Source organism: Diaphorobacter sp. HDW4B, from assembly GCF_011305535.1.
GTDB lineage: Bacteria > Pseudomonadota > Gammaproteobacteria > Burkholderiales > Burkholderiaceae_C > Diaphorobacter_A.
Genome location: NZ_CP049905.1, coordinates 2,997,060 through 3,016,718, shown reverse-complemented (window position 1 = coordinate 3,016,718; position 19,659 = coordinate 2,997,060). Strand labels below are relative to the sequence as shown.

The window sequence follows — 19,659 nt, the reverse complement described above, 5'->3', positions numbered from 1 at the left end:
TTGTCGTTTGTGTGAGGCCAAACCCGGCTGTCGTGCAAAGCACCAGCAAAAGGACGCCACGCCAACCGCGTCGCGATCAATCACCACAACGCCAAGACAGCCCTTCAGACGCGACGCGCAGCCGCAGACAGTATGCCGATACGGCAAGGCTGCGCAACAAAGTATGAAGGGCTGTATTGGCGCCTCAGCCAAGAGTAGCCAATCGAAGCCACAGGCTTCGTGGAGCAGAAAACAATGAGCCAACAAGCAACATCGAGCGCCATCGAAATCAAAAATCTGGTGAAGGAATACCGCGCGGGCCAGCCTATTTTGAAAGGCATCAACCTGACGCTCCCCGCCTCCGGCCTCACCTGCGTGATCGGCCCGTCGGGCACCGGCAAATCCACCATGCTCCGCTGCATCAACCGCCTGGTCGATCCCACCTCGGGCGAAATCTGGGTGAACATCGAAGGCAAGCGCACCGACATGGCCCAGCTTTCGGGCAGCGAGCTGCGCCGCGCGCGCCGCCACATCGGCATGGTGTTCCAGGAATACAACCTTGTGGACCGTCTGAGCGTGATGGAAAACGTGCTCACCGGACGCCTCGGCTACATCTCGGCCTGGCGCGCATGGCGTCGCAAATTCGATGCTGAAGACCTCGCGCATGCGCAGCAACTGCTCAATGAAGTGGGCCTGGGCGAATTCGCCTCGCGCCGCGCCGATGCCCTGAGCGGCGGCCAGCGCCAACGCGTGGGCATTGCGCGCGCACTCGCGCAGCAACCGGCCGTGCTGCTGGCCGACGAGCCCACTTCGTCGCTCGATCCCAAGACCTCCATCGAAATCATCCAGCTGCTGCGCGAGCAAGGCATTCAACGCAAGATTCCGGTGATGGTCAACATCCACGACGTGGAACTCGCCCGCAGCTTTGCCGACCGCATCATCGGCATGACCGGTGGCCATGTGGTCTACGACGGCGCACCCGAAGGTTTGTCCGAAGACCACCTCACGCAGATCTACGGAGGCAAGGCATGGCTGGAGTGAACCCCACCCTTTCGTCGGCAGCGCCGCGCAAGCCCTTCAGCATGGGCTGGCAGCAGAAGACCGCCCTGCTCGCGCTGCTGGCCTATTGCATCTTTGCGCTGTCCACCATGGGCGTGAACAGCGAACGTCTGGCCAACGGCTGGTCAGCTGCAGCCAAGTTTCTCGGCATGATGTTTCCGCCGCAGATGGGCAAGATGGACGAGCTCTGGCAAGGCCTCAAGGAGACCATGCAGATCGCGGTGCTGGCCACGGCCATCGGCATTTTGCTGAGCCTGCCGGTCGGCCTGATGTCGGCCTCCAACATGTCGCCCGCGCCGCTGCGTGCCTTCGGTCGCGGCCTGATCGCCGTGTGCCGCGCGCTGCATCCAGTGATCAGCGCGATCCTGTTCGTCAAGGCCGTGGGCTTTGGTCCGCTCGCCGGAATTCTGGCGCTCGTCGTCGCCACCGTGGGCTTTGTCGGCAAGCTGTTTGCCGATGCCATCGAAGAGATCTCGCCCAAGCCCATCGAGGCCATTCGCGCGACCGGCGCATCGTTCATGAACGTCGTGCTGTTCGGCGTGCTGCCGCAGGTGATCAGCCGCTTCGTGGGCTTTGCCACCTACCAGCTCGACTCCAATCTGCGCAACTCCACCATGGTCGGCATCGTCGGCGCGGGTGGCATCGGCGGCGTGCTGTTCGCGGCCTTCCTGCGCTATGAATACAACTTCGTCTGCACGATTCTCGCTGCGGTGATCGCGATCATCGTGGTCGGCGAACTCGTCGTGAACGCCGTGCGAAAGGCGCTCCATGTCTGAAGCCGCAACACTCAACAACACCACCACGCCCATGAAATGGGAACGCTACAGCTTCGGTCAGCGCCTGCTGCGCTATCTGCTGTGGATCTTCTGCATCTGGGCCATCGTGCAATCGGTGCGCTACATCGAGGTCATCCCCGAGTTCCTGTACGACGCGCCGGAACAGATGGGCGACATGCTGGGTCGCATGTGGCCGGTGGACTGGGCCTACTTCCAGCCCGACGTGCTGCAGGGCCTGATGGAGACGCTGCACATGGCGACGCTCGGCACCGTGCTGTCGCTGTTCATCGCCATGCCGCTGGGCGTGCTGGTCGCGCCCAACATCACCAAGAGCAAGACGCTGAACTTCATCGCGCGCGTGGTCCTCGTGGCCAGCCGTTCGGTGAACTCGCTGGTCTGGGCGATGCTGTTCGTCGCCATCGTCGGGCCGGGGCCGCTCGCGGGCATGTTCGCGATTGCGCTGCGCTCGGTGGGTTTTGTCGGCAAGCTGATCGGCGAGGCGCTGGAGCAAACGCCCAAGGGCTCCATCGAAGCGCTGCAGGCAGCGGGCGCGAGCAAGTTCGCGCAGCTCTGGTATGGCTACTGGCCGCAGATCAAACCAGCCTTCTGGTCGGTGGCGCTGCTGCGCTGGGACATCAACGTGCGCGAATCCGGCGTGCTTGGCCTTGTGGGCGCGGGCGGCATCGGCGTGGTGCTCAACACCTGCATCGACCTGTTCCAGTGGGACCGAGTGGCGCTGGTGCTGTTCACCGTTCTCGTCGTCGTTGCCGTGGCTGAAATCGTGGTGCTGCAGATCCGCAAACGCGTGCTGTAAACACAACGCCGGGTTGGCAAGCGCTCGCCCGCCCGGCCATTCTTCAAGGACTTCACATAGACTTCACGAAGCTCACCGTGGCTTCACCCCTGACGGACAGACTCGGTGCACAGCAATCCATGCTCCGGGAGGTCTTTCATGCTGCGGCTTGCCAATCAGAAACTGGCGGCAGCCAGCCACGTGCTGGTGAAGTTCTTGTGCTTGTTGTGGAGACCGCTTGCCGCCTTGCTGCGCGGGCTGGTCGGCACATGGCAACCACCGGGTTGGATGCAATGGCTGCTGCAGACCGCGCGCCGCGCGCTGTGCTGGCTGCAGCAGCGGCTGATGCTGGTGGTGCTGCTGATCGCGCTGGCTGTGGGTGCGTGGTTTGCCAGCCCCGCCGTCCTCAAATGGTGGCACGGGCTCACGCCGGAGCAGGTCGAGCCCACGCGCATTTCCGCCACCATCACGCCGCCGCAGCGCACGCGCATTGAAGACAACGCAGCGCCCAACCCGCTGCTGGTCGAATTCTCGGGCGATGCCGCGCCGATTCATCTGAGTGCTGGCGTCGAAGCCACGGGCGTGAGTCTGGAGCCCGCCCTCGCAGGCAAATGGACCTGGCAGGAATCGCGCAAGCTGCAATTCACGCCCAAGGAAGACTGGCCCATCGGCCAGAGCTACAACGTCAAACTGGCCGACAACGCACTCGCCCAGCATGTGCTGCTGAACGATGCGAGCAAGAAGCTGGTCTTCGGCTCACCCGCTTTCCTGCAGACCCTGCAAAGCGCCGAGTTCTACCAGGACCCCACGCAAGCCAATGTGCGTCGTGCGATCTTCATGGTGAATTTTTCGCACCCGGTGTACGCGGCAGAGTTCGAAAAGCGCATCGCCATCAGCTACGACAAGCCCTGCGAAACTTCGATGTTCGGCGGCAGCCAATGCGCGCCGCTCAAGCACACGGTGAGCTACGACAAATGGCAGCTCACGGCCACCATCCAGTCCGAGGCACTGCCGATTCCCGAGAAGAGCCGCGCCGTCGTCCTCCAGATCGCCAAGGGCACAACGGCCAAGCGCGGCAGCCCCGGCGTGGCCAGCGATCTGGCGCGCAGCGTGAGCATTCCCGGTCTCTACAGTCTGGCGATCAGCGACATCGCCAGCGTGGTCGTCAACGGTGACAACGGCGAGCCCGGCCATGTGCTCAACGTGGCGGCGTCCATGCCGGTGCGCGAGCGCGAAATGGCGCAGGTCGTGCAGGCCTGGCTGCTGCCGCCAAAGCACAAGAACGAAGACGGCGAACTGGTGGACAAGCTCGACTGGACAAAGGTGCAGCCCGCGTCCATCAACGACGCGATTCTCAAGAGCGCCAGCAAGATGGCGCTCGACACGATTCCCGGCGAGCAGGATGCGTCCGAGGTGGTGAGCTTCAAGATGCCGCAGGCGCAAGGCGGGCGCTACCTGCTCGTGCGCGTGGCCAAGGGCTTGAAGTCGCCCGGCGGTTACCAGCTTGGCGAAGCGCGGCAGATGGTGCTCAAGCTCAGTCCGTTCGCGCCGCAACTCAGCATCGTGAGCCAGGGCTCGCTGATGGCCTTGTCGGGCGAGAAGAAACTCCCCGTGCTGATCCGCGACTTGCCCGGCGTGCGCGTGGAATTGAACCGCCTGCTGCCCAAGCAATTGCAGCATCTGGTGAGCCAGAGCAGCGGCGATTTCAGCAAACCGACCATGAACTACGGCATGACGTTCGAGGACATCTCGGACCGCTTCGAGAAGAAGATTCCGCTGAACCTGAAACCCGGCAAGGCGCATTACGAAACCGTGGATTTCAGCGGCTACCTCGCCAAGGACAAGACCGACCGACGCGGCGTTTTTCTGCTCACCGTGCAGGGCTTCGACCCGAACGCCAAGCAGAAGAAAAATCGCAACGAAGACGAAGAGGCCAATGCGCAGGAAGAAGAGGAATCGTCGGGCGATGAAGAGAACGCCGAAGCCTCGGAAGACGAGCGCAAGGTGAGCGACTACCAGGAGCAGCGTCTCGTGCTGGTGACCGACCTGGGCCTGGTGATGAAGAAGTCCATCAACGGCACGCGCGATGTGTTCGTGCAGAGCATTGCCACCGGCCAGCCAGTGGGCGGTGCGCAGGTGGAAATCTGGGGACGCAACGGAACGGCGGTCGCCACGCAGACCACCGACGCCACGGGCCGCGCCAGCCTGCCGAGCCTGGCCGCATTCGAGCGCGAGAAGCAGCCCATCGTGCTCGTGGTGCGCAAGGAAGGCGACATGAGCTTTCTGCCGCTCAACCGCAACGACCGCACGCTCGACGTGTCGCGCTTCGACGTGGGCGGCGTGTATGCGCAGGGCGTGCCCAACCAGATGCAGGGCTTTGTGTTCAGCGACCGCGGCATGTACCGGCCCGGCGACACGATGCACATCGGCATCATCGTGAAGGCGGGCAACTGGAACACCTCGCTGCGCGATCTGCCGGTCGAAGTGGAGATCACCGACGCGCGCGGCCTGAGCATCAAGCGCGAGAAGCTCAAGCTCGGCGCGGGAGGCGCGACCGAGCTCAGCCACACCACGCAGGACAGCTCGCCCACCGGCAACTACACGGTCAACCTGTACCTGCCGCGCCGCACGAATGCGGGCTCGCCCGAAGCCAATGGTCTGCTGATCGGCAGCACCACGGTGAAGGTGCAGGAGTTTCTGCCCGACCGCACCAAGGTGCGTTTGACGCTCAGCCAACAAGCCAACGAAGGCTGGGTGCGCCCGCAGGATATGAAGGCCAATGTCGATGTGCAGAACCTGTTCGGCACGCCCGCGCAGGACCGCAAGGTGGAAGGCACGCTGACACTCACGCCCGCGTTTCCGGCCTTCCGTTCGCTGCCCAATTTCAGCTTCTACGATCCGCAGAAGGAAGGCCAGAAGCAGGTCGATGATCTGGGATCGGTGCAGACCAGCACCGAAGGCCTGGCGCAGTTCGATCTGCGGCTCTCGCGCTTCGAGGCCGCCACCTATCAGGTGCATGTGCTCACCAAGGCCTTCGAGCCCGAAGGCGGTCGCAGCGTGGCGGCCGAGGCGCAGACGCTGGTGAGCGATCTGCCCTACCTCGTCGGCGTGAAGGTCGATGGCGACACGCGCTACGTGGCGAAGAACGCCACGCGCAACGCGAGCATCATCGCCATCGATCCGCAGGTGAAAAAGATCGCCGTGCAGAACCTCAAGCTGCAGCGCATCGAGCGCAAGGTGGTCTCGGTGCTGATCAAGCAGGACAACGGCGTGTACCGCTACGAGTCGCGCAACAAGGAAAGCGTGCTCGACGAAAAGCCGTTCGCGATGGCCGCAACGGGCAACACGCTGGTGCTCGACACCGCCACGCCCGGCGACTTCGCCTACGTGCTGCGCGATGAAAAGAACCTGCAGCTCAACCGCATCGACTACAGCGTGGCGGGCAATGCCAACGTGACGCGCTCGCTCGACCGCAATGCCGAACTGCAGCTCACGCTCGACAGGAAGGACTACGAACCGGGACAGGAAATCTCGGTGAGCATTCGCGCGCCTTATGTCGGTGCGGGCCTGATCACCATCGAGCGCGACAAGGTCTACGCGCACACCTGGTTCAAGACCGACAAGACCGCATCGGTGCAGAAGATCACCGTGCCCAAGGACTTCGAGGGCACGGGCTACATCACCGTGCATTTCGTGCGCGATCCGTCGTCGGACGAGGTCTACATGAGCCCGCTGTCGTATGGCGTCGCGCCATTCGCCACGACGCTTGCCAAGCGCACGGCCAACATCACGCTGACCAGCAGCGAACTCATCAAGCCCGGCCATACCGTGAAGATGACGCTTGCCAGCGACCAGCCCACGCGCGCCGTGGTGTTTGCGGTGGACGAAGGCATTCTGCAGGTGGCGCGCTACAAGACGCCTGCGCCACTCAAGTTCTTCTTCCAGAAACGCGCGTTGGAAGTGAACACGCTGCAGACGCTGGACATGATCCTGCCCGAGTTCAGAAAGCTCATGCTTGCCGCAGCACCCGGCGGTGACGGCGCAGATGAACTCGGCAAGCACCTGAATCCGTTCAAGCGCAAGCGCGACAAGCCGGTGGCTTACTGGTCGGGCTTCGTCGATGTGAGCGGCAGCCGCGAGTTCACCTACACCGTGCCCGAGAGCTTCAACGGCAGCCTGCGCGTGATGGCCGTGGCGGTGAACGACCAGGCCACCGCCGCCAAGACCACCACCACCGTCGTGCGCGGCGACATGGTGATCCTGCCGAACGCGCCACTCGCCATGGCACCCGGCGACACGGTGGAAGTGGGCGTGGGTCTGGCCAACAACATCGAAGGTTCGGGCAAGAACGTGCCAATCGCGCTCACGCTGAATGCGTCCGGCGGACTCGAAGTGGTGGGTGGTGCGACGCAAACGCTCAGCATCAACGAGCGCGGCGAAGCCAGCACCAAGTTCAAGCTGCGCGCCAAGTCGGGGGCCGATGCGGTGCTCGGTTCGTCGCCGCTCACGTTCAGCGCAACGCACAAGAACTTCAGCGCGCAGCTCAAGGAAGAAGTGAGCGTACGGCCCGCGTCGCCCTATGTGTCGCTGGTGCAGGCGGGCAGTTTCCAGCGCTCGGGCGAGATCAAAAGCCAGGGCGATTTCCATCCCAACTTCCGCCGCAGCGACGTGGCCGTGTCGTCCGCTCCATGGTCGTTCGCGACCGGGCTGATGCAGTATCTCGAAGCCTATCCCTACGGCTGCACCGAGCAGATCACGAGCCAGACCTATCCAGCCGTGCTGCTGTCCACGCGACCCGAACTGCTCAAGGAAATGGCGCGCGGCCGAACTGCAGAGCAAGGCCCGCTGCCCGATGCGCGCAAGGTGCTGGAGCGCTACATCGTGCAGCTGCGCGCGCGCCAGACCGGCGAAGGCGGTTTCTCGGCATGGCCGGGCGATCCGACGCCCGACACCTTCGCCACGCTGTACGCAGTGCAGTTGCTGCTCGAAGCCAAGGAGCACAAACTGCCCGTTCCGCAAGACCTGCTCAAGCAGGCCAATGCCTATCTGCAAGGCCAGCTTGGCAACGCGGATGGCGGCGCGGACCACTGGCGCATCCATACACAGGCGCTGTATCTGCTCACGCGTCAGGGCATCGTTGCGCCTGCAGCGCTCGCCAATCTGCGCGAGGCGTGGCGCAACGGTCAAGCCAGGGGTTTGAACACCGATCTGGGTGCCGCCTATCTGGCCGCGAGCTACCAATTGGTCAAGCAGGACAAGGTGGCCGCCGAGCTGCTGGAGCCGGTATGGAAAGACCTGCTGAACCGCACCGCGAAGAAGCAGCGCCGCACGACCTGGGGCGCGTATTACGACCCGCTGGTGCACGACAGCATGCTGCTCTACGTGGCCGCGCGGCACTTCCCCGATCGGCTGAAAACGCTGCCGCCCACGGTGTGGAATGGCGTGGCCGGCATGGTGCAGGACGGCTGGTACAACAGCCTGTCATCCGCCACGATGATGCTGGCGGTGGATGCGTATTTCAGCGCCGTGAACCAGAACACCGAAGGCCGCGTGAACGTGCAAGCCATCAACGCGCAAAGTCAGGCGGCAGCGCTCGCGCTGGGCAGCATCAACCCGGTGGCGCGTGCGCAGGTGCCGGTCGGCACGACCAAGTTGAAGCTCGCCAACGACAGCGATTTCAACCTGTTCTACAGCTGGGCCGAACAGGGCTTCGAGCGCAACGTGCCCGACAAGGCGTTGAACAAGGGCATGGAAATTTTCCATGAGGTCATCGACGCCAGCGGCAAGCCCGTGACGCAAGTGAAGATCGGCGACGAGGTGAGCGTGCGCGTTCGCGTGCGCAGCACCGAGCGCGACAAGCTGGGCAACCTCGCGCTGGTCGACATGCTGCCCGGCGGTCTCGAACCCGTGCTGCAGCCGGTGAGCAGCAACGACAGCAATGGCGAAGAAGGCGGCAACGAGGAATCGCAGGAGCCGATCTGGAAGCAGCGCCTTGGCATCAAGGGCTCGTGGAACATCGAATACGCCGACATCCGCGAAGACCGCGTCGTGTTCTACGGCGGCGTGGGCAAGGACATGGTGGAGCTGACCTACAAGGCCCGCGCCACCAACGTGGGCGACTTCGTCGTGCCGCCCGCCTACGGCGAAGACATGTACGACCGCCGCGTGTTCTCGCGCTCGGCAAGTGCGCGTCTGCAGGTGGTGCCGAAGTGATGAGCCGCACAGCGCGCAGCACACGCACTCCATTGCTCAAAGGGCGATGGAGAAAGGTAGGCATCGCCCTGGCGATGCTGGCCGCGCTGCTGACGCTGTGCGTCATCGTTCTCCGCGCCCTGCCGCATGCACCACTCAGCGAGCGCATAGGCTCATCGCGTGCCGTCTACGCACGCGGCGGCGAGCTGCTCCGGCTCACGCTCGCGCCCGATGAGCAATACCGCGTCTGGGTGCCGCTCAAGGACATCTCGCCCACGCTGGTCGAGGCCGTGCTGCTGTATGAAGACCGCAGCTTTTTCCGCCACCCCGGCGTGAATCCGGTGGCGCTGGTGCGCAGCGCCTGGAGCATCGCCAGCGGTGGTCGCAGACAGGGCGGCTCGACGCTCACCATGCAGCTTGCGCGGCGTGTCTACGGCATCGACAGCCGCAGTTATGGCGGCAAGGTTGCGCAGATTTTTGCGGCGCTGTGGCTGCAGGCGCGCTATACCAAGCGCGAGGTGCTGGAGGCCTATCTCAACACTGCGCCCTACGGCGGCAACATCGAAGGTGTGCAGGCCGCCAGCCTCATCTACTTTCGCAAGAACGCGGTCGCGCTGACTTTGCCCGAAGCGCTCACGCTGGCGGTGATTCCGCAGAACCCGGTCAAGCGCATTGCGGAGCGTGGCCGCAATGCCGAGCTGCAATCGGCACGTCAACGCCTGCTGGCTTTGTGGAAGGAACGCGACCATCAGGCACGCATGCTCGCGCCCGATGCCGAGATGGAACTCGATGCGCAATCGCGCGGCCATCTGCCGTTTCTCGCGCCGCATCTGACCGACATGCTGCTCGCGCAGGATCGCAGCACGCAGGAGATCCGCAGCACCATCGACCTGCGCATGCAGACCACGATGGAGCGCGTGCTCGGCCAATACCTGCGCACGCGCAGCGACGTCGGCCTGATCAACGCCAGCGCGCTGCTGCTCGATGCATCCACCATGGAAGTGCGCGCACTCATCGGCTCGGCCGACTGGCACAACGCGAAGATCGAAGGACAGGTCAACGGCACGCAGGCGCGGCGCTCGCCGGGCTCGACGCTCAAGCCCTTCATCTACGCACTCGCGCTCGATCAGGGACTGCTGCATCCCAAGACCGTGCTCAAGGACGCGCCCACCGCTTTCGGCCCGTATCAACCCGAGAATTTCGACCACCGTTTTGCAGGCCCCCTGTCCGCGCAGGAGGCGCTGATCCGCAGCCGCAACATCCCCGCAGTCTCCGTCGCATCCCAGCTCGGCAAGCCCAATCTCTACCAGTTTCTGCGCCTGGCGGGCGTGCAGAAAATGCAGAGCGAATCGCACTACGGACTCGCGCTGGTGCTGGGCGGCGGCGAGGTCACACCCGAAGAACTGGCAGGCCTTTACGGCACGCTGGCCAACGGCGGCATTGCGCAGCCGATTCGCTACACGCAACGCGCCAAGGAAAAAAACGGCGACCAGCCCAGCACCGCAGAGCCGCTTCGGCTGATCAGCGAAGAGGCCGCCTTCATCACGCTCGACATGCTGCGCCACACGCCGCGCCCGGACACCGCACAGCCCGCGCGCCCCGCCGTCGCGTGGAAGACGGGCACGTCATGGGGATTTCGCGATGCGTGGACCGCTGGCGTTTTCGGGCGCTACGTGCTCGTCGTGTGGATGGGCAATTTCGACGGCAGCAGCAACCCCGCGCTCATCGGCGTGGATGCCGCCGCCCCCTTGTTCATGCGCATGGTGGACGCGCTGCGCGCACAGCGCTTGGACACCAGCGAAGTGCCCAGACGCCAACCCGCCAACCTGCGCCAGATCGAAGTCTGCGCCGCCACCGGCGGCCTGCCCGATGCGCTGTGCCCCGTGCGCACCAACACCTGGTTCATCGCGGGCAAGTCGCCCATCCAGACCAGCCAATTGCACCGCGCCGTGTGGGTGGACGATGCGTCGGGCAAGGTCGTCTGCGGCCCGCAACCCGGCGCGCGCCAGCAGGTCGTGGAGCAATGGAGCAGCGACATGCGCCGCCTGTTCCGCCAATCCGGCCTGCCACGCGCCGCCGTGCCCGACGATGGCTGCGACAACAACAGCACCAGCAAGAACAACAACGATGCGGATGGCGACAACGCCGCTCCCCACATCACCGCCCCGCTGCGCGGCGTGCGCCACGTCATGCGCACCAGCAAGCCCGAGCCGCTGGTGCTGCGCGCCGAGACCGCATCCAGCGTGCGCACCATCTACTGGTTTGCGGGCGACGCGCTGATCGGCCAATCCGCCCCCGGCGAAGGCATCACCTGGATGCCCCCCATGGCCAAGGCCAGCGAGCGCCACACGCTGCGCGCGGTAAGCGATCAGGGCCAATCCGAATCGCGGGAAATCACCGTGGACATCGTGCCCTGATCTGGCGATAACGGCGATGGGAAAAAACACTGTCCATTATCCACCGAAAGGCTTCAGCACACCATGTTGTCCATCTCCAGAACCGCCCTCGCCGCCCTGACCCTGCTCGCCGCCACCGCATCCGTTTCAGGCATCGCGCACGCCGAGGTCTACCCCAAGGAAAGCCTCATCAAGGCCAACAAGCAGGACGCTGGCGGAGGCAAAGGCACGCTGATGGGCGAATACGCCTTCACCCGCGACATGCCCAAGAAGGACGAAGCCATCAAGGAAATCAGCTGGCTCACCTTGAAGCCCGGCGACTCCATCGGTTATCACAAGCACATCAACAACGAAGACACCTACATCATCATTTCAGGCACCGGCATCTTCAAGGACAAGGACGGCAAGGAAGTGCCGGTGAAAGCAGGCGACGTGACCATCGTGCGCAAGGGCGAATCGCATGGGCTGACGGCGACAGGGACGGAGCCGTTGGTGTTTGTGGATGTGATTGCGGAGCAGTGAACCCGCCGCTCTCCCGTCCACGGACCTACCTGCGGTAAGCCCCCGGCGCACTGCCGGTCCATGTCTTGAAGGCGCGCTGAAACGCGGTGCGATCGGTGAAGCCCAGCTCCTGCGCGAGCTGATCGAGCGTCACCTTGCCGCTGTTCAGTTGCGCGATGGCGATGTCCGTGCGCAGCTCGTCCTTGAGCGCCTGATACGAAACGCCTTCCAGCGCGAGCCGTCGCTGCAGCGTGGGCGGCGACATGTGCAATGCGACGGCGGCATCCTTGAGATCCGGCCATTGCGGCCGCGTGCGGCGCAGCAGGTCGCGCACGCGCTCGCTGTCGGTTCCTCGGCGGCGGCTGGGCAGGATGACATGGGACTCGGCATCCGCCAGGTAGGCGCGCAATGCGGCGTCATCCCAGCTCACGCGATGGGTCAGCCACTTGGCGTCGAACCAGAACCCGGTGACGGGACGATCGAACTCGCACTGCGCCGGGAACACCCCGCTGTAGTGGCCCGCGTGCATCGGTGTTGGAAACGCAAAGTCGAACCGCACCGTGCGAAAACCCGTGCCGACGAACCACGCCAGCGTGCGCCAGAACACCCGCAGCATCAGCTCGTGAAAGAATATGGCGGGCGGCAGTGAAGGGTTCGCAAACCGCAGACACAGCCCCGCCTGAGCACCGTCGCGCCGCACTTCCAGCACCAGATCGTCCTGCACGATGCCGAAGGTTCTGGCCATGCGCTTCATGGCCTCGTGCAGATTCGGCGCACCCACGGCGGAGCGCAGGGTCAGCGCGTAGCTGCCGTTCTTGAGCGGACGCGACAGATAGCCCAGACTCTCGTCGCCATGCAGCTCGATCAGTCGCCGAAAAAGCTGCGTGTACTGCGCCCCCGTCACACGCGCGCCGCTCTCGTCGAGCAGTTGCCGGTCGATGCCCACCTCCTGCAGCACGCCATCGACGGATTCGCCACGCGCGAGCAGCCCGCCCACCATGCCCCGCACAAAGACGACGGACACGGTGACAGGGTCTTTTTCGTGCGCGGATGAATTCATGGGCAGCGGCGAAAGTGGAAAACAGGTCGAGGTCTTTTGTCATCAAAACGATGCGTTGCGCAATTGTCCGCGCACGCCGTGCTTCATACGATGCCATCACCCGCCCACCACTCGATCGGCATGCACGCCGACACAGCAGGAGACAAACATGTATCTGACACAGGCGCTGCACCGAGCCATTCAGCAAAAGCCGAATCATATGGCCTCCCGATTCGCCGGTCGACAAAGAACCTTTGTCGAATTCGGGGATCGCGTGGCGCGCCTCGCAGGCGCATTGCAAAAGCTCGGCATGCAAGAAGGCGACCGCGTCGCCATTCTGGCACTGAACTCCGACTGCTATCTGGAATACCTGATGGCTGTGCCCTGGGGCGGCGGCGTGCTCAACCCCTGCAACACGCGCTGGTCGGCGGCGGAAATTCTGTACGCGCTGAACGATTCCGGCTCCAAATTCCTGATCGTGGACGACACCTTCACCGAGATGGCCAAGACGCTGCGCAAGGACGCCACCACGCTGCGCGAAGTGATCTACTGCGGCAATGGCGACACCCCCGAAGGCATGCTCGGCTACGAAACCCTGCTCGCACAGACCCAACCGATTGCCGATGTGCTGCGCCGTGACGAAGACTTGGCCGGCATCTTCTACACCGGCGGCACCACGGGCTTTCCCAAGGGCGTGATGCTCAGCCACACCAATCTGGTGAGCTCGGGCCTGGGCGTGCTCTCGCACGGTCTTGGCCGCGAGAACGGCGCTTACCTGCACGTCGCGCCCATGTTCCATCTGGCCGACGTGGGCGTGGCCATGCCGAACTGGTTGCACTGCAACACGCACAGCATGCTGGCGAGCTTTGTGCCCGAGGCCGTGCTCGACACCATCGAGCGTGATCGCATCACCCATGTGCTGCTGGTGCCGACGATGATCCAGATGCTGGTCGATCACCCGACCATGCAAAAGCAGCGCGACCTCAGTTCCCTCGAAACCATCATCTACGGCGCATCGCCGATCTCCGAAGCCGTGCTCGAACGCGCCATGAAGGCACTGCCCGGCGTCGGTTTCGTTCAGGCCTATGGCATGACGGAGCTGGCCCCCATCGCCACCACGCTCAAGGCGGAATTCCATCTGCCCGCCGCTCGCGAGCGCGGACTGCTGCGCTCGGCCGGGCGCGCCACCGCAGGCACGGAAGTGAAGATCGTCGACAGCGAAGGCAACGAAGTGCCGCGCGGCACCATCGGCGAAGTCATCATGCGCGGCCCCAACGTGATGCTGGGCTACTGGAACAAGCCCGACCAGACAGCGCAGGCCATCCGCAACGGCTGGATGCACACCGGCGACGGCGGGCGCATGGACGAAGAAGGCTTCATCTTCATCGTCGACCGCATGAAGGACATGATCATCACCGGCGGCGAAAACGTGTATTCCACCGAAGTGGAGAACGCCATCGCCAAGCACCCCGACGTGGCGGCCTGCGCGGTGATCGGCATTCCGAGCGAGCAATGGGGCGAAGCGGTCCACGCGGCTGTCGTGGCCAAGCCGGGCAGCGCACTCACTGCCGAAGCACTGATCGCACATTGCAAGACCCTGATCGCTGGCTACAAGTGCCCACGCAGCGTAGAGATCCGCGAGGCCTTGCCGCTTTCGGGCGCAGGCAAGGTGCTCAAGACCGAACTGCGCAAGCCCTTCTGGAGCGAGCGCGATCGCAAGATCGGCTGAGCGACTGTACGAGCGATCCGCCGACCTGCATCCATTCACACCCAACACCCCATTCATCTTCCACGGAGACACACCATGAGCCAATCCGTCATCGTTGCCGGCGTCGGCATGATTCCTTTCGCCAAGCCCGGCGCCAGCGAAGCCTATCCCGTGATGGCCTCGCGCGCCATCCAGGCTGCGCTCAAGGACTCCGGCGTGGACTACGCCAAGGTGCAGCAAGCCTACGCGGGCTATGTGTACGGCGACTCCACCGCTGGCCAGCGCGCGCTGTATGAAGTGGGCATGACGGGCATTCCCGTCGTCAACGTCAACAACAACTGCTCCACCGGTTCCACCGCGCTCTATCTTGCGCGTCAGGCCGTGGAAAGCGGTGCGGTCGATTGCGCACTGGCCTTCGGCTTCGAGCAGATGACGCCCGGTGCGTTGGGCTCGATCTTCAGCGATCGCCCCAGCCCCTTCGAGCATTTCGACGCCGCCACCGACGAGCTGGTCAACGCGCCCGGCGTGCCCTTTGCGCTGCGCTACTTTGGCGGTGCGGGCCTGGCGCACATGCAGCAATACGGCACCAAGCTGGAGACCTTCGCCAAGATCCGCGCCAAGGCCAGCCGCCATGCATCCAACAACCCGCTCGCGCTGTTCCGCACCGTGGTCACCGAAGAAGACGTAATGGCCGCCACCATGATCTGGCCCGGCGTGATGACCAAGTTGATGGCCTGCGCACCCACCTGCGGTGCAGCCGCTGCCGTGCTGGTGTCGGAAGCGTTTGCCAAGCGCCACGGCCTCGACACCAGCATCCGGATCCGTGCGCAATCGATGACCACCGATACGCCCGTGGCCTTTGAATCACGCGACATGCGCGAAGTGGTGGGCTTCAGCATGACACGCAGCGCCGCGCAGCAAGTCTATGAAACCGCAGGCGTCGCGCCGTCCGACATCGACGTGGTCGAGCTGCATGACTGCTTTGCGCACAACGAGCTGATCACCTACGAAGGTCTCGGCCTGTGCCCCGAAGGCGGCGCGGAAAAATTTGTGGAGGATGGCGACAACACCTACGGCGGCAAGGTCGTCACCAATCCGTCCGGAGGCCTGCTCTCCAAGGGCCATCCGCTGGGCGCGACGGGTCTTGCGCAATGCACCGAACTGGTGGAACAACTGCGTGGCCGCGCCGCCGCACGTCAGGTCGATGGTGCGCGCCTGGCGCTGCAGCACAACCTGGGACTTGGCGGTGCATGCGTGGTCACGCTGTACGAAAAAGTCTGAGAAAGGCCCGGACATGATCGACAGAAAATGGATCGGGCATGACTTCGGCAGCTCGGAGTTGACCATCGAGCGCGGACGTCTGCGCTTCTTCGCCAAGGCCACCGGCGAGACCAATCCGCTCTACAGCGATGTGGATGCAGCCCGCGCCGCAGGTTATGCCGACCTGCCCGTGCCGCCCACTTTTCTGTTCGCGGTGGAGCTGGATTCCGGCGCCATGTTCGGACGCCTCGACACCATGCAAGTGCCGCACGCCAAGGTGCTGCACGCGGAGCAGGGCTTCGAGTATTTCGCGCCCATCGTGGCGGGCGACACCGTCACCGCGCACTCACGGGTGCACGACATCCACGACAAGAAGAATGGTGCGCTCGAATTCATCGACATCCACACCCGCGTGACCAACCAGCGCGGCGAGCATGTGGCCAATCTGCGCTCGCTCACCGTGGTTCGCAACGCCTGACGCGAAAGCTGCCTCCACCATGAAAACGCTCCCCCACTACGACGCGCTGCAGATTGGCGACAAGCTGCCTGCGCTCGACATCCCTGCCGTCAACCGCCACATGCTCGCGCTGTTCGCCGGTGCCTCGGGTGACCACCACCCCATCCACATCGACACCGACTACGCCCGCAAGGCCGGCATGCCTGACGTGTTTGCGCACGGCATGCTGGGAATGGCCTGGCTGGCAAGGCTGCTCATCAGCTGGGCACCACAAGCGCAGTTGCGCAAGTTCGATGCGCGCTTTCAGGGCATCACGCATCTGGGCAACGCCATTCAGTGCCGTGGCGAGGTACTGGAAAAACTCACTGTGAACAACGAACGCTGCGTGCGCATTGCGCTGCACAGCGTCAATCAATTCGGGCAAAGCAAGATCACGGGCGAAGCCCTCATCGCGCTGCCCTGAATTCCGAATTCAGACAACAGACATACGCACACAACAAGGTGACAGACATGAATCGCAAATTGGAAGGCAAGGTGGCTCTGGTCACCGGTTCGGGCCGTGGCATTGGTCGCGCCATTGCACTCAAGCTCGCAAGCGAAGGTGCCAAGCTGGTCATCAACGATCTGGATGAAGCCCCGGCGCTCGAAACCGTGCAAGCCATCCGCGACGCGGGCGGCGAGGCGGTGGCCTGCGCGGGCAGCGTCACCGCACCCGATTTTGCCGAGCGCTTCATCGGCACGGCGATGCAGGCGTTCAACAGCATCGACATCATCATCAACAACGCGGGCTACACGTGGGACAGCGTGATCCAGAAGATGACCGACGAGCAGTGGTACGCCATTCTCGACTGCCATCTCACGGCACCATTCCGCATCCTGCGTGCCGCGCAACCGGCCATCCGCAACCTCTCCAAAACCGAGTTGGAAGCGGGCGTACGCAACGTGCGCAAGGTGGTCAACATCTCGTCCGTCGCGGGTCTCTTCGGCAACGCGGGGCAGACCAACTATTCCACCGCCAAGGCAGGCATCGTCGGCATGACGCAGACCCTTGCCAAGGAATGGGGGCGCATGAACGTCACCGTGAACTGCGTGGCGTTTGGTTTGATTTCCACACGTCTCACGGCGGGAGCAGCGGGATCATCGACCGCCAACATTGATGGCCGCGAGATCAAGGTGGGCGTCAACCCCGATCTGCTCGAAGCCATGGAGCGCACCATTCCGCTGGGCCGCGCAGGCACGCCGGAAGAAGCCGCCAACGCCGTGTATCTGCTGTGCATTCCCGAGTCGGACTACGTGAGCGGCCAGACGCTGCTGTGCTCCGGCGGCCTGACCGGCGTGTAAGCCACCTATCCAAGCCAATCAAGAACGAACGATCAAAGGAGACCTGCGATGCTGCCCTCACTGCTGCGCCAACCCTGGATGGATGACGACATCGAAGCCTTTCGCGAGCAAGTGCGCCGCTACATCGCGGGCGAACTCACGCCGCACCTGCCCGCATGGCGCGAGCAAGGCTACATCCCCCGCGAGGAATGGGCCAAGTTTGGCGAGATGGGTTTTCTGCTGCCGGAAATCCCCGAAGAATTCGGCGGCGCGGGCGTGAACATGGCCTACCAACTCGTCGTGCAGGACGAGTTCACCAAGGCCGAGATTCCCGCCATCACTGCTGTGCACAGCATCGCCACGCACTACATCCTCGACTACGGCACACCCGAACAAAAGCAGCGCTGGCTGCCCAAGCTCGTGAGCGGCGAAATGCTCGCAGGCATCGCCATGAGCGAGCCCGGCTGCGGCTCCGACCTGCAAGCCATCCGCACCAAAGCCACCCTCGATGGTGGCGACTACGTCATCAACGGTGCCAAGACCTTCATCACCAACGGCTTCACAGCCAACCTGCTGGTGGTGGCCCTGCGCACCGGCGAAGCGGGTAGCCGAGGCATCTCGCTGATCGTGCTGGAGACCGAGAACCTCAAGGGATTCAGCGTGGGCAAGCGTTTGGAAAAGCTCGGCCAACACGCCTCCGACACCGCAGAACTCGCGTTTGAAGACGTGCGCGTTTCCGCAGACAACCTGCTCGGCGGCACCGAAGGCCGCGGCTTCAAGCAACTCATGAGCCAACTGCCCTACGAACGCATGCTGATCGCCGTGCCCGCCGTGGCCGCCATCGAGCGCGCCGTGGAACTGACGGTGAAGTACACCAAGCAGCGCAAGGCCTTCGGCCAAACACTCTACGAGTTGCAGAACACCCGCTTCAAACTGGCCGAATGCGCCACCACCGCCCACATCGCCCGCAGCTTCGTGAACGACTGCGTGCAGCGCCTGCTCAACGGCCAACTCGACGACGGCGCCGCCTACATGGCCAAGTGGTGGTGCACGGAACAGCAATGCAAGGTGATCGACGAATGCCTGCAACTGTTTGGCGGCTACGGCTACGTGATGGAATACCCGATCGCGCGCATGTACGCCGACGCGCGTGTGCAGAAGATTTATGGCGGAGCCAATGAGATCATGAAGGAGCTGGTGGCGCGGGAGTTGGGGAAGTAGGCGGCACAGGTGCCCCTTGAGCACAAGGGCGACTCATATGGGCGGAGACAGCCACGGGAATGAAGCCATTAGTGACTCTTGATGTACCTGCGAAGCAGTGAGACACTTCAGCGATTCACACAACCATTCAAGAGTCGGAGGGGCCCACGAGTACCATGTGCTACAACATCCTCATAAGCACGACGACATCATCCGATCTAACGCAATTCAACACACCGTTGGTTGCGTTCTCAAAAGCTCCTCCAAACCAATCGGCTGCGTCACTGCTGCGGCATCCAAACCATTGGTTCCTTGGCTCCATTCACGGATGTAGCTGCGGATTTCGGCATCTGGATCCAGACAATGAGGATCTGGGATTCTCCGAACCGCAGGACTGGTGGCCGGAGGATCAAGAGGCCATTGATGCAACCCTCGAAATTCATGACATTTTCAGTACCCTCCTTGCGCAGGGCGAGCAACTGGACTGCGTTGACTGCTGGACTGAAAGCAATGAAATGGAGGCACGCTCAATTCACGGCGTCGCCGATATCAATCTAAGAGCGATACCAAGAGCCTGCTTTCGCTTTCTCGGAGGCAGGCATATGAGATTTTCGGAGTGAATCCAATACTCCCCAACTGCTTCCGAGCTTCACATTGATTGACGATTGGTGCTGTTTGGAGTGATGTGATAGAGCACGAGAGTTCGTCAACTGAAGGAACCCCTTTGCTCAACTACATTCAAGTCGGCAGCACGGTTCAACTCTTGAGTCTGCCTGACTGGTTGATCCACGACCTCCCGATAGACGAGCAAAGGGAAATGTTCACGTTCATCGGAAAGCAGGCCATCGTCGAGCAAATCGACAGCCATGGCTATGTCTGGATCGGGTTTGGCAGCGCCCAAGACTGCGGCGATACAGCGCATTGCAGTGGGCACTCGTTTGGCGTGCCCGCTTCATGTCTGCAACTCGTGTGAGTCCAA

The 19,659-nt window shown here is 63.3% G+C and carries 15 protein-coding genes; 14 read left to right on the top strand and 1 reads right to left on the bottom strand.

The features are described 5' to 3' along the window. Positions 1 to 234 precede the first annotated feature (234 nt). From phnC to G7048_RS13755, 6 genes are all read left to right on the top strand, one after another. Positions 235 to 1,020 carry a phosphonate ABC transporter ATP-binding protein gene (gene phnC / locus G7048_RS13780; RefSeq protein WP_166068696.1) on the top strand — a complete coding sequence of 262 codons (786 nt, stop codon included), beginning with the start codon at positions 235 to 237 and terminating at the stop codon, positions 1,018 to 1,020. Further along, entirely contained in the window at positions 1,008 to 1,814 is an 807-nt protein-coding gene (phnE, locus tag G7048_RS13775; protein ID WP_205750274.1) for a phosphonate ABC transporter, permease protein PhnE, read from the top strand. Before phnC ends, phnE (G7048_RS13775) begins: the two co-directional genes overlap by 13 nt. Beyond that, positions 1,807 to 2,628 carry a phosphonate ABC transporter, permease protein PhnE gene (phnE, locus tag G7048_RS13770; protein WP_240932983.1) on the top strand — a complete coding sequence of 274 codons (822 nt, stop codon included), beginning with the start codon at positions 1,807 to 1,809 and terminating at the stop codon, positions 2,626 to 2,628. The genes phnE (G7048_RS13775) and phnE (G7048_RS13770) overlap by 8 nt, the downstream gene beginning before the upstream one ends. A 138-nt stretch (positions 2,629 to 2,766) precedes the next feature. Further along, the gene (locus G7048_RS13765; RefSeq protein WP_166068695.1) at positions 2,767 to 8,820 is read left to right on the top strand and encodes an alpha-2-macroglobulin; all 6,054 of its coding nucleotides are present in this window, start codon (positions 2,767 to 2,769) and stop codon (positions 8,818 to 8,820) included. Further along, a complete protein-coding gene (pbpC, locus tag G7048_RS13760; protein WP_166068694.1) occupies positions 8,820 to 11,216 on the top strand; it encodes a penicillin-binding protein 1C in 2,397 nt (798 codons plus the stop codon). Before G7048_RS13765 ends, pbpC begins: the two co-directional genes overlap by 1 nt. Before the next feature lie 63 nt (positions 11,217 to 11,279). Further along, positions 11,280 to 11,717 (top strand): cupin domain-containing protein, encoded by a 438-nt coding sequence (locus G7048_RS13755; protein ID WP_166068693.1) that lies wholly within the window; start codon positions 11,280 to 11,282, stop codon positions 11,715 to 11,717. Positions 11,718 to 11,742: 25 nt separating this feature from the next. Here G7048_RS13755 and G7048_RS13750 read toward each other — a convergent pair whose 3' ends face one another. Next, positions 11,743 to 12,756, bottom strand: coding sequence for an AraC family transcriptional regulator (locus G7048_RS13750; protein WP_166068692.1), 1,014 nt, complete (start codon positions 12,754 to 12,756; stop codon positions 11,743 to 11,745). Between the two features lie 148 nt (positions 12,757 to 12,904). Here G7048_RS13750 and G7048_RS13745 point away from each other — a divergent pair, with 148 nt between their 5' ends. From G7048_RS13745 to G7048_RS13710, 8 genes are all read left to right on the top strand, one after another. Further along, complete coding sequence (locus G7048_RS13745; RefSeq protein WP_166068691.1) at positions 12,905 to 14,464, top strand: long-chain-fatty-acid--CoA ligase; 1,560 nt, start codon at positions 12,905 to 12,907, stop codon at positions 14,462 to 14,464. A 75-nt stretch (positions 14,465 to 14,539) separates the two neighbouring features. Next, the gene (locus G7048_RS13740; protein WP_166068690.1) at positions 14,540 to 15,724 is read left to right on the top strand and encodes a lipid-transfer protein; all 1,185 of its coding nucleotides are present in this window, start codon (positions 14,540 to 14,542) and stop codon (positions 15,722 to 15,724) included. A gap of 13 nt (positions 15,725 to 15,737) precedes the next feature. Further along, positions 15,738 to 16,181, top strand: coding sequence for a MaoC family dehydratase N-terminal domain-containing protein (locus tag G7048_RS13735; RefSeq protein WP_166068689.1), 444 nt, complete (start codon positions 15,738 to 15,740; stop codon positions 16,179 to 16,181). A gap of 19 nt (positions 16,182 to 16,200) precedes the next feature. Then, positions 16,201 to 16,623 carry a MaoC family dehydratase gene (locus G7048_RS13730; protein ID WP_166068688.1) on the top strand — a complete coding sequence of 141 codons (423 nt, stop codon included), beginning with the start codon at positions 16,201 to 16,203 and terminating at the stop codon, positions 16,621 to 16,623. Between the two features lie 47 nt (positions 16,624 to 16,670). Continuing rightward, positions 16,671 to 17,501 carry an SDR family NAD(P)-dependent oxidoreductase gene (locus G7048_RS13725; RefSeq protein ID WP_166068687.1) on the top strand — a complete coding sequence of 277 codons (831 nt, stop codon included), beginning with the start codon at positions 16,671 to 16,673 and terminating at the stop codon, positions 17,499 to 17,501. A 48-nt stretch (positions 17,502 to 17,549) separates the two neighbouring features. Then, on the top strand, positions 17,550 to 18,701 hold the full coding sequence (locus tag G7048_RS13720; protein ID WP_166068686.1) for an acyl-CoA dehydrogenase family protein: 1,152 nt from the start codon (positions 17,550 to 17,552) through the stop codon (positions 18,699 to 18,701). Positions 18,702 to 18,856: 155 nt separating this feature from the next. After that, the gene (locus G7048_RS13715; protein WP_166068685.1) at positions 18,857 to 19,300 is read left to right on the top strand and encodes a hypothetical protein; all 444 of its coding nucleotides are present in this window, start codon (positions 18,857 to 18,859) and stop codon (positions 19,298 to 19,300) included. 104 nt (positions 19,301 to 19,404) lie between these two features. Then, positions 19,405 to 19,653 carry a hypothetical protein gene (locus tag G7048_RS13710; RefSeq protein ID WP_166068684.1) on the top strand — a complete coding sequence of 83 codons (249 nt, stop codon included), beginning with the start codon at positions 19,405 to 19,407 and terminating at the stop codon, positions 19,651 to 19,653. The last annotated feature ends 6 nt before the right edge of the window (positions 19,654 to 19,659 follow it).